The organism is Microbacterium sp. I2, from assembly GCF_051364985.1.
GTDB lineage: Bacteria > Actinomycetota > Actinomycetes > Actinomycetales > Microbacteriaceae > Microbacterium.
Genome location: NZ_JBLWIH010000001.1, coordinates 461,403 through 475,685, shown reverse-complemented (window position 1 = coordinate 475,685; position 14,283 = coordinate 461,403). Strand labels below are relative to the sequence as shown.

Sequence of the window (14,283 nt, the reverse complement as noted above, 5' to 3'; positions counted from 1 at the left end):
GCGCCTCGCGCCGCGCTCTTAGCGTCGGAGCATGTCCGCCCCCTTCGTCGTCCAGCCCCGTCCGGATGCGGTCGCACGGACAGACGCCCGCGAACCCATTCCGCCGGGTGTCCGCCGAGCCGACGCGCTGCCGGGCGAGATCCCGCTTCCGGCTCGGCTGCCGACGGCGTGGCTTCCGGAGCAGCGGGAGCCCGATGCTCGCCCGAGCCGGATGGCGACACCCGCCGCCGTTCCGGTGCCCCGGCATCCGGTGCTCCTTCCCCTGGCGCCATATCTGGACGACGGGGCAGTCACGGACCTCTTCATCAACGGATCGGCCGGACTCTTCGTCGATCGCGGCTCAGGAGCGCAAGCGGCCCCTGAGTGGCGTGCGACCGAGGACGACGTGCGCGATCTCGCCGTTGCGCTCATCGGAGCCGGCGGGCGCCATATCGACGACGCGTCGCCGTGCGTCGACGTCCGGCTGGAGGGTGGGATCAGGGTGCACGCGGTGCTGCCGCCGATCGCGGCCGGTGGCACGGCGATCTCGATCCGCGTTCCGCGGCTGACCGACGCCGGGCTCGCCGATCTGCAGGCGACCGGCATGTTCGACGGCGCCGTCCGGGCGATCCTCGACGACGCGATCGCGCGCCGGTCGAACCTGCTGGTGTCGGGTGCCGCCGGCGCGGGCAAGACGACGCTCCTGGCAGCGATGCTGGGAAAGGCGCCCCGGCACGAGCGCATCGTGACGATCGAGGACGTCGCCGAGCTGCGGATCGACCATCCGCACCACGTGCGACTCGAAGCACGTCAGCCGAACCTCGAGGGCGCGGGCGGCGTCGGACTTGCGCGGCTCGTGCGCGAAGCCCTGCGCATGCGTCCGGACCGGCTCGTGGTGGGGGAGTGCCGTGGCGAAGAGGTGCGCGAGCTGCTCTCTGCGCTCAACACGGGCCACGACGGCGGCGCCGGCACGGTCCACGCCAACGGGCTCGGCGACGTGGCGGCGCGGCTGGAGGCATTGGGTTCGCTCGCCGGCCTCGATGACTTCGCCCTCGCACGGCAGGTCGCCAGCGCGATCGATCTCGTGCTGCATGTCGAGCGCCGGACGGACGGCTCGCGCCGGATCGCGGGCATCGGCAGGCCCTCCGTAGACCAGCGGGGCCGACTCACGATCGAGGAGCGGCCATGCGACGCGCGGTGACGGGCGAGCCCGCGGGGCGCCCGGCCGCCGCGGGGAACTTGGCCGCCGAGACGGTGCTACGACTCGCCGTGCTGCTGCAGGCGGGTATTGCGCCGGCGCGGGCATGGGAGTATCTCGCGGATGCCGGCGACGCAAGCGCTCGGCGCGTGGTCGAGGCGATGGCGGCCGGGAAGCCGTTCGCTGCGGCGATCGCGGCGGCCGCGGATCCGGGAGTCGCGGCCGCTCGCGTGGCGGGGGCGTCCGGCACGGGCCGACGCCCGGGGGTGCGACTCCTCATCCCTCTCGGAGGCCTGCTCCCGCGTCGTGAGCGGCCGGCCGCGCGGGGCGACGCGGAAGCGTGGCGCGATATCGCCGCGGCGTGGCGCGTGGCCACCACCGTCGGCGCCCCGCTCGCCGAGAGCCTGCGCGGGCTCGCGTCGGCGCTGCGCGATGCGCGGGAGGCCGCGGACGACGTGCGGGTGGCGCTCGCGGAGCCAGCCGCGACCGCGCGTCTCATGGGTTGGCTGCCGCTCGTGGCCGTCGGCCTCGGTGCCGTGCTGGGCTTCGACACGTTCGGCGTGCTGCTCGGACAGCCGCTCGGGATCGTGTGCCTTCTCCTCGGGGCCGCCCTGATCGTCGCGGCGCAGCGGTGGAGCTCGCGCCTGGTCCGCCGTGCGCGGGCCGACGGCGCGGTGCCCGGACTGGAGGCCGAGCTGCTCGCGATCGCACTGAGCAGCGGTGTCTCGATCGACCGCGCGACGAGCATCGTGCGGCAGGCGGGGGTCGTCGGCGACGGCGGTGCCGATGTGCTCGCGCTATCCCGGTCGGCCGGCATCCCCGCCGTCGAGCTGCTGCGAGCGTCGGCAGCGCACGCCCGGCACCGGGCTCGGGTCGACGGCAGGCTTCGGGCCGCGCGGTTGTCGACGCGCCTGCTGATCCCGCTCGGTGTGTGCACTCTCCCCGCGTTCCTGCTGCTGGGCGTTGCGCCGATGCTCCTCAGCGTCATGTCGGCCGTACCTCTTTCTTCATGACGCCGGTACGAGCGCTGCCGCGCCGGCCTGACCCAGCCCACGAGACCACGGCGGACAGACACCCGCCGTCCCGCACGTGCCCCTGATCCGAATGGAGATCCCATGTCCCACCCCGTCCGACCCCCCTCGCTCCCGCGCCTCACCCGCCGCCGCGCCGCCAAGCTGTTCGCGACGCCTCGCGCCGGCGGACCCGACGACACCGGAGCGGCCACCGCCGAATACGCGATCGCGACGATGGCCGCTGTGGCCTTCGCCGGGCTGCTCGTCGTGATCATGCGCTCCGATGAGGTCCGCGGCATCCTCACCGACCTCGTGCGCCGCGCCCTCACGGTGGCATGATGCGGCCGCGGCTGGGCGGCGACCGCGGGTCGGTCGTCGCCGAGTTCGCGGTCGCCCTGCCCGCGGTCGTGCTGGTGCTGGTGGTGGGCGTCGGGGCGCTTACGGCCGGGTCCCGACACGTGCGCCTGCAGGATGCGGTGGCAGATGCCGCGCGCCTGAGCGCGCGCGGCGAACCGGCAGGGCGGGTGCATGCTGCGGTCTCGGCGGCCGTCCCCGGAGCCACGGCCGAGATCACTGAGCGCGGTGACCTCGTCTGCGTGACGGCATCCACTCCCTCCCTCCTGGGATTGCGCCTCACAGCCGACGGGTGCGCGCTGGCCGGGGGCCTGTGATGGCGGGCGTCGTCGCCGCGGCCGGGCTCGTCGCCGGCGTCGCCCTGCTGACAGTCGGTCTGTCGGCGGCCGGATCAGCCGCGGTCGTCGGCCAGCGCCTCGCCTCAGCCGCCGACGCCGCGGCGCTCGCCGCCGCCGACACCGCATCCGGCGCTTCGACCGGCACCCCGTGCGAGCGTGCGGCGGAGCTGGCGGGAACGTTCGGCGCCCGCATCGCGTTGTGCGAAGTGGAAGGGCTCATCGCCACGGTCACGGTCGTCACCCGACTCGGCCCGATCGAGGCGACGGCGTCGGCGCGGGCCGGGCCGCCGTCGTGAACGCAGTCTCACAGCGACCACACCGGCGACCGACGTGTATGGTTTGCGTCGAAGAAAGGACGCCCCCACGTGTCAAAGGCAGCGTCACAAGGCAAGAAGCTCGTCATCGTCGAGTCCCCGACGAAGATGAGGTCGATCCAGGGCTATCTCGGCGACGGCTACGAGGTGCTCAGCTCGGTCGGCCACATCCGCGATCTCGCGGACAAGCGCGATATCCCGGCCGACAAGAAGCAGGCCTACGGGAAGTACTCGATCGACATCGAGAACGGCTTCGACCCCTACTACGTCGAGAGCGAGCGCGGCAAGAAGACCGTCGCCGAGCTCAAGCGCGCCCTCAAGGGCGCTGACGAACTCCTGCTCGCGACGGATGAGGACCGCGAGGGCGAGGCCATCGCGTGGCACCTTCTCCAGACGTTGAAGCCCAAGGTGCCCGTCAAGCGCATGGTGTTCCACGAGATCACCAAGGACGCCATCCGGGCCGCCGTCGGCAACACTCGCGAGCTCGATCTGGCTCTCGTCGACGCGCAGGAGACCCGGCGCATCCTCGACCGGCTCTACGGCTGGGACGTGAGCCCCGTCCTGTGGTTCAAGGTGCAGCAGGGCACGTCGGCCGGCCGCGTGCAGTCCGCCGCCACCCGGCTCGTCGTCGACCGTGAGCGCGAGCGCATGGCGTTCGTCTCAGCGTCGTACTGGGACATCGAGGCGCTCGCCGCCCCGAACCGGCCGCAGGGCATCGACGAGGCTTTCGCCACCCGCCTGGCCCGAGTCGACGGTGCATCCCTGGCCCGCGGCACGGACTTCGACGACCGCGGCGAGCTGAAGAAGGCCGTGCTCGTCCTCGACGAGGCCCAGGTGCGCGAACTCGCGACCGCCATCGAGGCTGCGGGCGAGGCATCCGTCTCGGCGCTCGAATCCAAGCCCGGCACGCGCAGCCCCAAGCCCCCGTTCACGACCTCCACGCTCCAGCAGGAGGCCGGACGCAAGCTCTCGATGAGCGCGAAGCACGCGATGAGCGTGGCGCAGCGGCTCTACGAGAAGGGCTTCATCACCTATATGCGCACCGACTCGACGGCGCTGAGCACGCAGGCCGTGCACGCGGCCCGAGAGCAGGCCGTCGCGATGTACGGCGACAAGGCGGTGCCGCCGAACCCCCGCACGTACCGCAACAACAGCAAGAACGCGCAGGAGGCGCACGAGGCGATCCGGCCGTCCGGCGAGACCTTCCGCACCCCGGCCGACGTGTCGAACGAACTCGACCGCGACGAGCTGCGCCTGTACGACCTCATCTGGAAGCGCACGATGGCCAGCCAGATGTCGGACGCCAAGTACGAGACGACCACCGTGACCCTCGCGGTGAACGCGGGCGGCCGCCGCGTCGAGTTCACGGCCTCCGGAACCGTCTACACGTTCAAGGGCTTCCTCGAGGCGTATGAAGAGGGCCGGGACGAGAAGCGCGGCGACTCCGACAAGGCCGACGACCAGTCGCTGCCGACGATGGCGGTCGGCGACGTGCTGCGCCTGAAGGACGTCGAGCCGAAGGGCCACTCGACGAGCCCCAAGCCGCGTTACACCGAGGCGAGCCTGGTCAAGGCGCTGGAAGAGAAGGGCATCGGACGCCCGTCGACGTTCGCGAGCATCATCGACGTGATCCTCAACCGCGGCTACGTCACGAAGCGAGGCCAGGCGCTCATCCCGAGTTGGCTGGCGTTCAGCGTCGTGCGACTGCTCGAGCAGCACTTCGCCGACCTCGTCGACTACGACTTCACCGCCGCTCTCGAGGACGACCTCGACGCGATCGCCCGCGGCGAGCAGAAGCGCGAGGACTGGCTCAAGGAGTTCTACTTCGGCTCCGACCAGCAGGTGGGCCTGCGCAACATCGTCGACAACCTCGGCGAGATCGACGCGCGGGCGCTGAACTCCACCCCGATCGGCGACGTCGCGACGCTGCGCTTCGGCAAGTACGGGCCGTACCTCGAGGTGGCCGACAAGGAGAATCCGGATGCGGAGCCGCGGCGCGTCAACATCCCCGAGGACCTCGCTCCCGATGAACTGACCCCCGAGCGCGCGCAGGAGCTCATCGACGCGCCCGTCGCGGGCGACCGGGTTCTCGGCGAGAACCCGGCCAACGGCAAGCTCGTGGTCGTCAAGGACGGCCGCTTCGGACCGTACGTGCAAGAGACGGATCCGCCCGCGGAAGAGGCGGTCGACGAGGCCACCGGCGAAGTCGTGCCTGTGGAGCCCGAGCCTGAGGCGGCCGCACCGAAGAAGCGCGCCGCGAAGAAGGCGCCCGCCGCGCCGAAGCCCCGCACCGCGTCGCTGTTCAAGTCGATGTCGGTCGACACCCTCGACCTCGAGACGGCCCTGCGCCTGCTCGACCTTCCGCGGGTCGTGGGCGCCGACCCCGAGACCGGTGCCGAGATCACAGCGCAGAACGGCCGCTACGGTCCGTACCTCAAGAAGGGCACGGACTCGCGCACGCTGCAGAGCGAGCAGCAGATCTTCGACATCACGCTCGACGAGGCGCTCGCGATCTACGCGCAGCCCAAGTACGGCGCGCGCGGCGCGAGCTCGGCGCTGAAGGAGTTCGAGAACGACCCGACCAGCGGCAAGCCGATCAAGCTGAAGGACGGCCGCTTCGGCCCGTACGTGACCGACGGCGAGACCAACGCCACGATCCCGCGCGGTGAAGAGGCGACCGAGGTCACCTTCGAACGGGCCGTGCAGCTGCTGGCCGACAAGCGCGCAAAGGGGCCGGTCAAGCGTCCCGCACGCAAGACCGCGGCCCGCAAACCCGCGGCGAAGAAGTGACCGGGACCGCCCCGCAATCCGATCGGCCAGGTCCGGGGATCTTCGTCACGTTCGAGGGCGGCGACGGCGTGGGCAAGACGACGCAGGCGAGTCTGCTCGAGACGTGGCTGACGGATGCCGGACGCACGGTCGTGCGCACGCGCGAACCGGGCGGCACCGAGGTGGGCGTGCTGATCCGCGACATCGTGCTGCACCACCGCGGCGAGGTGTCGCCGCACGCGGAGGCCCTGCTCTACGCGGCGGACCGCGCGCACCACATCGAGACGGTCGTGCGTCCCGCGCTCGCGCGCGGCGACGTCGTGATCCAGGACCGCTACCTCGACTCGTCGGTGGCGTACCAGGGCGCGGGGCGCGTGCTGGGCCGAGACGAGGTCCGCCAGCTGTCGCTGTGGGCGACCGAGGGGCTGCTGCCCGATCTGACGGTGCTGCTCGACCTCGACCCGGTGACCGCCCGCGCACGCCTCGACGCCGACGACAAGCCGTTCGACCGGCTCGAGGCCGAGAAGGAGTCGTTCCACGCCCGCGTGCGCGAGGAATTCCTGGCCCTCGCCGCGGCCGAGCCGGCGCGTTTCCTCGTGCTTGACGCTGCCCAGGCTCCGGCCGAGCTCGCGGCCGCCGTGCGGGACCGGGTAGCGGCCCTGCTCGCCTGAGCTCCCGCGTCACGTACGCGCCGAACCCTCGGTACACGCCGAACCCTCGGCACGCGCCGAACCGTGGACACGCGCCGAACCGTCGCGAATTGCCGTTCCGGCGGTGTTCGAGCGGCCATTTGCGACGGCTCGCGGCCGGGGGAAGCGACGGCGGTCCTGGCGCCGATCGTCGGCACGCGCCGAACCCTCGGCACGCGCCGAACCCTCGGCACGCGCCGAACCGTCGCGAATTGCCGTTCCGGCGGTGTTCGAGCGGCCACTTGCGACGGCTCGCGGTGGTGGCGGGGCGGGGAGGGCGCGCGGATGAGGACGCGGGCGCGACACGGGCGTGACGCGGGCGTCTGGGCCCGCGGTTAGGCTGGGCGACATGGATCCGGTCGCTGTCGCTGAGGCCTCGGGCGCGGCGATCGAGGCCGACGCCCTGCCGTGGGGCGCCGTGTGGGGGCAGGACGAGGCGGTCGCGACGCTGCGGGATGCGGCATCCGATCCGGCATCACTCACCCACGCGTGGCTCATCACCGGCCCGCCCGGCTCTGGTCGCTCCACACTCGCTTATGCCTTCGCTGCGGCGCTCATCGCCGACCCGGCCGACGGCGCCGGCACGGCCCAGACCATGCGTCAGGTGCTCGCGGGCACGCACCCCGACCTGACGGCGCTGCGCACGGAGGGCGTGATCATCTCGATCAAGGACGCCCGCGCCCTCGTCGAGCGGTCGTACTTCTCGCCCTCTCTGGGCCGGTACCGCGTGATCGTCATGGAAGACGCCGACCGCATGGCCGAGCGCACGTCGAACGTTCTGCTCAAGGCGCTCGAAGAGCCGCCCGAACGCACCGTGTGGGTGCTGTGCGCCCCGAGCGACGCCGACCTGCTGCCCACGATCCGCTCGCGGGTGCGCACGCTGCGCCTGCGCGAGCCCGACGTCGACGACGTCGCGAGGCTCATCGTGCAGCGCACCGGGGCAGACCCGGCCGTCGCCGAGCAGTCCGCTCGTCATGCGCAGCGTCATATCGGCATGGCGCAGAGACTGGCGACGGATGCCGCGGCCCGCGCCAGGCGGGACGCCACACTGCGCGCCGTCCTCGGGGTGCGCGGCGTGGGCGATGCCGTCGAGGTCGCCGGCGCGATCGTGGCGGCGGCGACCGAGGACGCCAAGGCCCTCACCGCGGAGCGCGACGAGGCCGAGCGGTCGAGCCTGCTCCACACCCTCGGGATCGCCGAGGGGGCGGCCGTACCCCCCGCGGTGCGCTCGCAGCTGTCCGCGCTCGAGGACGACCAGAAGCGGCGCGCCACGCGCAGCCTGCGCGACGGCATCGACCGCGTGCTCACGGACCTCGAATCGATGTTCCGCGACGTCCTCATGCTGCAGTTCGGCCGCGACGACACGATCATCAACCGTGAGCTCGAGGCCGACCTGCGTGCACTCGCCGCGGCGTGGAGCCCCGAGCGCACCCTCACCGTCGTCGACCGCATCGGCGAGACGCGCGAGAACGTCGAACTCAACGCCGCACCCATCCTCGCGCTCGAGAGCATGCTCATCACCGTCGCCAGCGGAAGGACCCCGTGAACCCGACCCGTCCTCGCCGAAACACCCGTGCCCGCCGATTCGGGCGACTCGGTGCGCTCATCGCGGGCCTCGCCGCGGCATCCCTCGTCCTGAGCGGGTGCCTGTACACGTTGATCCCCGAATCCGCCCCGCGGCCGACGAGCAGCAAGTCCCCGCAGACCGACGGCGTGACCGCCGAGCTGCTGCCCTTCTACGAGCAGCGCCTGGACTGGACGGAGTGCGGCGGCTTCGACTGCACGACGGTGAGGGCACCGCTGGACTGGGCCGACCCCGGTGCCGGCGAGATCGAGCTCTCGGTCATCCGCAGCCGCGCCGAGGGGACCGGCGAGCCGATCGGCTCGCTCCTCACCAACCCGGGCGGACCAGGCGCGAGCGGCGTCGGGCTGATCCGCGACTCGCTGTCGTTCGCCGTCGGCGATGCGGTGCGGGAGCGCTTCGACGTCATCGGGTTCGACCCGCGCGGTGTCGGCGAGTCCACGGCCGTGCACTGCTACGACGCGCCTGACATGGACGCGTATCTGTTCGACATCCCTGAGGGTGAGCGGGGGACGGATACCTGGGCCGGCGAGCTGCTCGACGGTCACGCCGACTTCGCCGAGGCCTGCGACGCCGGCAGCGACGGGATCCTGCCCTACATCACGACGGAGAACGCCGCGCGTGACATGGACCTGTTGCGGGCCGTCCTGGGCGATGCGCAGCTGAACTATCTCGGCTATTCCTACGGCACCTTCCTCGGCGCGACGTACGCGAAGCTGTACCCCGAGCGGGTCGGCCGCCTCGTGCTCGACGGCGCGATCGACCCGGCGGTACCCGGCCTCGACGTCGGCATCACGCAGGGCATCGGCTTCGAATCCGCGCTGCGGGCGTATATGGCTTCCTGCCTGGAGGACGACGAATGTCCGTTCCGCGGGTCGGTCGATGACGCCATGGCCGACCTCGGCACGCTCTTGGCCTCGGTGGACCGCGACCCCATCGCGAACGCCGACGGTCGCATGCTCGGCGCGGATGCGCTCATGACCGCCATCATCTCGGCCCTGTACTCGCAGGACAGCTGGAGCTTCCTGACCGCCGCGCTCACGGATGTGCTCGCCGGCGACCCGGCCGTGGCGTTCCAGCTCGCCGACTTCTACTACAACCGCAAGGACGGCGTCTACCTCGACAACTCGACCGAGGCGTTCCGTGCGTACAACTGCATGGACTACCCGCTGGATTCGACCCCCGAGCAGGAGGCCGCGGCCGAGGCGTTGCTCGCTGCCGAGGCGCCCACGGTCGCGCCGTACTGGATCGGGCCCGACCCGTGCGAGGTGTGGCCGTACCCGGCCACCGGCGTGCGCGAGCCCATCGCGGCCGAGGGCGCGGCGCCCATCGTCGTGGTCGGCACCACCAACGACCCCGCCACGCCGTACGAGTGGTCGGTGTCGCTCGCGGAGCAGCTCGCGTCGGGGGTCCTCGTCACGCGTGTCGGCGAGGGGCACACCGGCTACAACAAGGGCAACGCGTGCGTCGATGGCGCGGTCGAGTCCTACCTGATCGACGGCACCGTGCCCGAGGACGGCCTGCGCTGCGAGTAGCCATGACGAAGGAGAGGACGGATGCCGCGGCATCCGTCCTCTCGTCTGTCCGATGATCAGCGGCGCAGCACGCGACGCGCGAGCGCGTTGCCGAGGAACTGCACGGCCTGCACGAGCACGATGATCACGAGGACCGCTGCCCACGTGACCCACGGGTTGAACTGCTTGAAGCCGTAGACGATCGCGAACTCGCCGAGCCCGCCCGCCGCGACGGCACCGGCGATCGCGGTCATGTCGACCAGTGCGACGACGATGAACGTGTAGCCGAGGATCAGCGGGCCCAGGGCCTCGCGGGGGAGCAGCCGGAAGAGGATGCGGGTGCGGCTCGCGCCGGTGGCGCGCGCGGCCTCGATGACACCGGGCCGCACGGTGAGCAGGTTCTGCTCGACGATGCGGCTGATGGCGAACAGCGAGGCGATCGTGATGGCGAAGATGCCGAACTCCGGGCCGATTCCGGGGATGCCGAGACCGCGCGCGAGCGGCTGGACCGCGGCGAGCAGGATCACGAACGGGATCGGACGGAAGAAGTTGACGACGACGTTCAGCACGGCGAACAGCACCCGGTTCGGGAACAGACTGCCGGAGCGCGTGGCATAGAGGGCGAGTCCGACCAGGAGGCCTCCGAGACCACCGAGCAGCAGGCTGAACGAGACGACGTACAGAGTCTCGGTCGTGGCCGCCCACAGCTCCGGCAGCAGGTCGACGAGCCTATCCACGGACGTCCTCCTCGTTCAGCGGAGCGAACGCCGAGGCCGCTTCGATGGCCTGTTGGACGGCATCCGCCTCTCCCGTCAGCGCCAGAGTGAGATGCCCGAAGACGCGCCCGCGGATGTCGTTGATCCCGCCGTGGATCAGCTCGAATCGCACACCGTGAGACGACAGCGTCGCGAAGATGTCGCCCTGGGTGACGTCGCCGTCCCGGACGGTGAAGGTGACGATCCGGCCGGGGTGCCGGTCGTGCAGCGTGCGCAGCTGCTCGCCGGCCGGCACGTCCTCGATGATGCTCGCGACGAAACGGCGCGTGGCGGCGTGCTGCGGGGCCGACAGCACGTCGAACACCCCGCCGCTCTCGATGACGCGGCCGCTCTCCATGACGATGACCCGGTCGGCGAGGGTGCGGATGACATCCATCTCGTGGGTGATGACGAGGATCGTGATGCCCAGCTCCTGGTTGACGCGCTTCAGGAGGGTCAGCACCTCCTGCGTCGTGTCGGGATCCAGCGCACTCGTCGCCTCGTCCGCCAGCAGGATGCGGGGGCTCGTGGCGAGCGCTCGCGCGATGCCGACGCGCTGCTTCTGCCCGCCGGACAACTGCTCGGGGTAGCTGCGCGCCTTGTCGGCGAGCCCGACGAAGCTGAGCAGCTCGTCGACGCGCGCCGCGATCTCGGCGCGAGGGCGCCCGGTGACCTCGAGCGGGTAGGCGACGTTTCCCGCGGCCGTGCGCGAGTCGAACAGGTTGAACTGCTGGAAGATCATGCCGATGTCACCGCGCAGAGCCCGCAGCTCTCGTTCGCGCAGCCCCGTGATGTCGACGCCGTCGATCTCGACGGTGCCCGCCGTCGGCGTCTCGAGGGCGTTGACGAGGCGCAGCACGGTGCTCTTGCCGGCGCCGGAGTAGCCGACGACGCCGCAGACTTCGCCGGCCTGCACCGACAGCGACACGTCGTCGACGGCGATGACGGGGTCGGCGCCCTTCGCGGGCGGGGGATAGACCTTGCTGACGCCGGTGAGGCGGATGAGGCTCATGCTGCTGCTCCTCGGGCAGGACGCACGAGTGCGGCCCGATCGCGTGAGTCGCCGACCGGGCCGCACACGAGCGGGATCACTGGTGGTCGCGAGTGGCTTCCTCGACCTCGGCGAGCGAGGCGACGAGGTCCTCGACCGGAGTCTGGACGAGAACGGCGGTCCCCCCGGACGCCTCGACCACGCCATCGAGGATCTCCTGGGTCTCCTGATAGATCTCGACGAGCTTGAGGTAGGTGGGGTTGTCGGCGTCCTCGGCCTTCGCGGCGAAGATGTTGATGTACGGGATCGCCGCGGGGTCGGCGGGGTCGTCCTGCGCGATCGCGTCGTCAGCGGTCAGTCCCGCGTCGGCGAGGAAGTCGTTGTTGACGATCGCGGCCGCCACATCGGGCAGCGACGTCGCGGTGAACGAGGCCTCGAGAGCCTCGACCTCGACCTTCGACTCCGGAAGCACGTCGGCCACCGTGGAGAAGATCGAGCCGCCGTCCGCCAGTTCGATGAGGCCCGCCGACTGCAGGACGAGGAGGCCCCGAGCCTGGTTGGACTCGTCGTTCGGCACGGCGACGGTCGAGCCCTCGGGGATGTCGTCGACCGACTCGTACTGCGTCGAGTACAGGCCGAGCGGGTAGATCGCCGTGGAGCCGATGGGCTGCAGATCGTCGTCGCTCAGGACGTTGTACGTCGCGAGGTAGATGACGTGCTGGAACTGGTTGAGGTCGAGCTCGCCGGCCGACAGAGCGGGGTTCGGCTGCGTGTACTCGGTGAAGTTCACGATCTCGACCTCGATGCCTTCGTCGGCGGCCGTCTCGGTGAACGTCTCCCAGTACGCGTCGCCGGAGTTGACGACGCCGATGCGCACGACCTCGCCGGATTCCGAGCCCGCTTCGGCGTTGCCGCCGGCGCACCCGGCGAGCATGAGGGCAAGGGGGAGGGCGAGGGCGGCGGCGGATACGAACTTCTTGGACATGTCTGCTCCTGTGGATCGATGGCCCGGCGACGGTGGGCGGTCGACCGCCGGCGCGATCCTCGGACCGCGCTCGCTGCATCGCGGACCGGATACGAACCTATGACCGCCGGCGAACGGCTCCGAATTCGCACGTAACACGTCGACACCGAGTCCCGTCGCGGCAGAGACGGCGTCCGCGGTCGCGTGCTGTCCTGTCGCGGTTCGCGAGCGCCTTCGCGAGCCTGTAAGATCGTTGATCGTGCATCGCGCAAGCGAAGCGCGCCACCTTAGCTCAGTCGGCAGAGCGATTCACTCGTAATGAATAGGTCAAGGGTTCGATTCCCTTAGGTGGCTCTGAACCGGAAGCGGCCGCGCAGTTCTCAGGGACGGCAGCGTGGCCGTTTTCCGTATCGCAAGGACGGTGGTGAACGGTGCCGGAGCACGCGATCGATGCCATCGCCGAGATCTTCTCGTGGGTCGGCTTCGGCCTGGGCGCTCTCGTCGCCGGCATCGCCCTGGTGATGTACCTGCTCGACGGCACGTGGGTCCCCACGCGCGCCGTGGTGGAGGAGGCCGAGCACGGCCACATCGTGCGCTGGTTCGACGAGGACGGCGGCGTGAACGAATCGGGCCTCACTCACGAGCAGGAGCTCGCGATCGGCCAGAAGGACATGGCCGATGTCTTCTACCGGCGCGGAGCCCGCAACCGTATGCGCCTGACGCAGGGATCGCCCGCCGTGCGTGCGGTGGCGCTGCTCGCCGGTGGTCTCATCGCTGTCGGCGCGCTCTCGCTCGCCGTGTCGCTCATCCTGCTCTTCCTGCGCGGCTGAGCCGGGCTCACGCGAGCGCGAGCATGCCGCCCGCCAGCAGGGCGAGCGCGAGGCCCGCCCATTGGACCGGGGCGACGCGTTCGCGCAGGACGATCGCCGCCAGGAGGATCGTCCCTGCCGGGTACAGGGCTGTCAGCGCCGACACGATCGACAGCTCGCCCGCTCGCAGCGCGACCAGCATGAGAGCGTTGGCCGCGGCATCCGCCACCCCGCACACGATCGCGAGCCACCACGCCTGCCGAGTGCTGACACGGGTTCCGGATGCCGCAGTCCAGGCGCTCGTCGGATCGTCAGCGTGCTCGAGATCCGCGTGGCCGGTCGGCGTCGCACCGAGGCGTGGCCCGGCGACGTCGAACACCGACCGCGCGCGGGCGCCGCGCCGCAGGGCTGCGAGGGCCAGAACCCCCACGACGATCGCGGTGACGACACTGCTCGTCGCCCGGCTCGTCACGAGCGGGATGAGGCCGCTGCCCTGGCTCGTCTGGTCGATCACGATGAGGAATGCGCCGATCGCGATTCCGGCGCCGACCGCCATGACCACACCCCTGAGCTGCGGCCGGACCACGGCCTCGCCCGGCAGGAAGCCCACGAGCACGACGGCCACCAGTGCCACGCCGAGGCCGGCGTAGCCGATCGGCGCGAGCGCCTCGCCGTTGACCAGCAGCCCCCACAGCATCGGGGCGATCGCCGAGACGACCGCTGTCAGCGGCGAGAGGATGCTCATCGGCCCGATCGCGAGGCAGGCATACAGCAAGGCCACCGCCACCACGCCGATCACGCCCGCGAGTGCGCCCCATGCCACATCGTGCGGGGTCCAGACGCCACCGAGGAATGGCTGCGTCACCGCGAGCGCGACGAGGCCCGACAGGGCGGCCACCGCGGTCACGACGATCGAGCGCAGGCGGGTGGCGGCGCGTCCGCCGAAGAAGTCGGCAGAGCCGTAGACGAGGGCGCCGAGGAGTGCGAGTGCCGCAGAGATCATCGTGCGTCAGC

At 71.2% G+C, this 14,283-nt stretch carries 14 protein-coding genes and 1 tRNA gene; 11 read left to right on the top strand and 4 right to left on the bottom strand.

The window, feature by feature from the left end; translation table 11 throughout:
- Positions 1 to 31 precede the first annotated feature (31 nt).
- The 9 genes from ACLKM7_RS02200 to ACLKM7_RS02160 all read left to right on the top strand — a co-directional run bounded on the left by ACLKM7_RS02200 (position 32) and on the right by ACLKM7_RS02160 (position 9,771).
- On the top strand, positions 32 to 1,180 hold the full coding sequence (locus tag ACLKM7_RS02200; RefSeq protein ID WP_436445380.1) for a TadA family conjugal transfer-associated ATPase: 1,149 nt from the start codon (positions 32 to 34) through the stop codon (positions 1,178 to 1,180).
- Positions 1,165 to 2,190, top strand: a complete 1,026-nt coding sequence (locus tag ACLKM7_RS02195) for a type II secretion system F family protein (RefSeq protein WP_436445379.1) — start codon at positions 1,165 to 1,167, stop codon at positions 2,188 to 2,190. The genes ACLKM7_RS02200 and ACLKM7_RS02195 overlap by 16 nt, the downstream gene beginning before the upstream one ends.
- 102 nt (positions 2,191 to 2,292) lie before the next feature.
- Positions 2,293 to 2,529 carry a DUF4244 domain-containing protein gene (locus ACLKM7_RS02190; protein ID WP_436445378.1) on the top strand — a complete coding sequence of 79 codons (237 nt, stop codon included), beginning with the start codon at positions 2,293 to 2,295 and terminating at the stop codon, positions 2,527 to 2,529.
- A complete protein-coding gene (locus tag ACLKM7_RS02185) occupies positions 2,526 to 2,861 on the top strand; it encodes a TadE family type IV pilus minor pilin (RefSeq protein WP_436445377.1) in 336 nt (111 codons plus the stop codon). The genes ACLKM7_RS02190 and ACLKM7_RS02185 overlap by 4 nt, the downstream gene beginning before the upstream one ends.
- The gene (locus ACLKM7_RS02180) at positions 2,861 to 3,178 is read left to right on the top strand and encodes an Rv3654c family TadE-like protein (RefSeq protein WP_436445376.1); all 318 of its coding nucleotides are present in this window, start codon (positions 2,861 to 2,863) and stop codon (positions 3,176 to 3,178) included. The genes ACLKM7_RS02185 and ACLKM7_RS02180 overlap by 1 nt, the downstream gene beginning before the upstream one ends.
- A 69-nt stretch (positions 3,179 to 3,247) precedes the next feature.
- Positions 3,248 to 5,986, top strand: coding sequence for a type I DNA topoisomerase (gene topA, locus ACLKM7_RS02175; protein WP_436445375.1), 2,739 nt, complete (start codon positions 3,248 to 3,250; stop codon positions 5,984 to 5,986).
- Positions 5,983 to 6,636 carry a dTMP kinase gene (gene tmk, locus ACLKM7_RS02170; protein ID WP_436445374.1) on the top strand — a complete coding sequence of 218 codons (654 nt, stop codon included), beginning with the start codon at positions 5,983 to 5,985 and terminating at the stop codon, positions 6,634 to 6,636. Before topA ends, tmk begins: the two co-directional genes overlap by 4 nt.
- A 367-nt stretch (positions 6,637 to 7,003) precedes the next feature.
- A complete protein-coding gene (locus tag ACLKM7_RS02165) occupies positions 7,004 to 8,200 on the top strand; it encodes a DNA polymerase III subunit delta' (protein ID WP_436445373.1) in 1,197 nt (398 codons plus the stop codon).
- On the top strand, positions 8,197 to 9,771 hold the full coding sequence (locus tag ACLKM7_RS02160; protein ID WP_436445372.1) for an alpha/beta hydrolase: 1,575 nt from the start codon (positions 8,197 to 8,199) through the stop codon (positions 9,769 to 9,771). Before ACLKM7_RS02165 ends, ACLKM7_RS02160 begins: the two co-directional genes overlap by 4 nt.
- Before the next feature lie 56 nt (positions 9,772 to 9,827).
- On the opposite strand, the gene ACLKM7_RS02155 is transcribed toward ACLKM7_RS02160, so the two are convergent.
- The 3 genes from ACLKM7_RS02155 to ACLKM7_RS02145 all read right to left on the bottom strand — a co-directional run bounded on the left by ACLKM7_RS02155 (position 9,828) and on the right by ACLKM7_RS02145 (position 12,481).
- A complete protein-coding gene (locus ACLKM7_RS02155; RefSeq protein ID WP_436445371.1) occupies positions 9,828 to 10,487 on the bottom strand; it encodes a methionine ABC transporter permease in 660 nt (219 codons plus the stop codon).
- A complete protein-coding gene (locus tag ACLKM7_RS02150; RefSeq protein ID WP_436445370.1) occupies positions 10,480 to 11,517 on the bottom strand; it encodes a methionine ABC transporter ATP-binding protein in 1,038 nt (345 codons plus the stop codon). The genes ACLKM7_RS02155 and ACLKM7_RS02150 overlap by 8 nt, the downstream gene beginning before the upstream one ends.
- Before the next feature lie 76 nt (positions 11,518 to 11,593).
- Positions 11,594 to 12,481, bottom strand: a complete 888-nt coding sequence (locus tag ACLKM7_RS02145) for a MetQ/NlpA family ABC transporter substrate-binding protein (RefSeq protein ID WP_436445369.1) — start codon at positions 12,479 to 12,481, stop codon at positions 11,594 to 11,596.
- Between the two features lie 260 nt (positions 12,482 to 12,741).
- On the opposite strand from ACLKM7_RS02145, the gene ACLKM7_RS02140 reads away from it, so the two are divergent.
- Positions 12,742 to 12,814 (top strand) — tRNA-Thr (locus ACLKM7_RS02140).
- A gap of 77 nt (positions 12,815 to 12,891) precedes the next feature.
- Positions 12,892 to 13,290 (top strand): hypothetical protein, encoded by a 399-nt coding sequence (locus ACLKM7_RS02135; RefSeq protein ID WP_436445368.1) that lies wholly within the window; start codon positions 12,892 to 12,894, stop codon positions 13,288 to 13,290.
- Positions 13,291 to 13,297: 7 nt separating this feature from the next.
- Here ACLKM7_RS02135 and ACLKM7_RS02130 read toward each other — a convergent pair whose 3' ends face one another.
- Positions 13,298 to 14,272 carry an EamA family transporter gene (locus ACLKM7_RS02130; protein ID WP_436445366.1) on the bottom strand — a complete coding sequence of 325 codons (975 nt, stop codon included), beginning with the start codon at positions 14,270 to 14,272 and terminating at the stop codon, positions 13,298 to 13,300.
- Between the last annotated feature and the right edge of the window lie 11 nt (positions 14,273 to 14,283).

Coding starts and splice junctions, on each gene's coding strand:
- ACLKM7_RS02180 (WP_436445376.1), top strand. CDS start 2,861: ATGGCGGGCGTCGTCGCCGCGGCCGGGCTCGTCGCCGGCGTCGCCCTG.
- ACLKM7_RS02150 (WP_436445370.1), bottom strand. CDS start 11,517: ATGAGCCTCATCCGCCTCACCGGCGTCAGCAAGGTCTATCCCCCGCCC.
- ACLKM7_RS02165 (WP_436445373.1), top strand. CDS start 7,004: ATGGATCCGGTCGCTGTCGCTGAGGCCTCGGGCGCGGCGATCGAGGCC.
- ACLKM7_RS02185 (WP_436445377.1), top strand. CDS start 2,526: ATGATGCGGCCGCGGCTGGGCGGCGACCGCGGGTCGGTCGTCGCCGAG.
- ACLKM7_RS02200 (WP_436445380.1), top strand. CDS start 32: ATGTCCGCCCCCTTCGTCGTCCAGCCCCGTCCGGATGCGGTCGCACGG.
- ACLKM7_RS02145 (WP_436445369.1), bottom strand. CDS start 12,481: ATGTCCAAGAAGTTCGTATCCGCCGCCGCCCTCGCCCTCCCCCTTGCC.
- ACLKM7_RS02130 (WP_436445366.1), bottom strand. CDS start 14,272: ATGATCTCTGCGGCACTCGCACTCCTCGGCGCCCTCGTCTACGGCTCT.
- ACLKM7_RS02195 (WP_436445379.1), top strand. CDS start 1,165: ATGCGACGCGCGGTGACGGGCGAGCCCGCGGGGCGCCCGGCCGCCGCG.
- ACLKM7_RS02190 (WP_436445378.1), top strand. CDS start 2,293: ATGTCCCACCCCGTCCGACCCCCCTCGCTCCCGCGCCTCACCCGCCGC.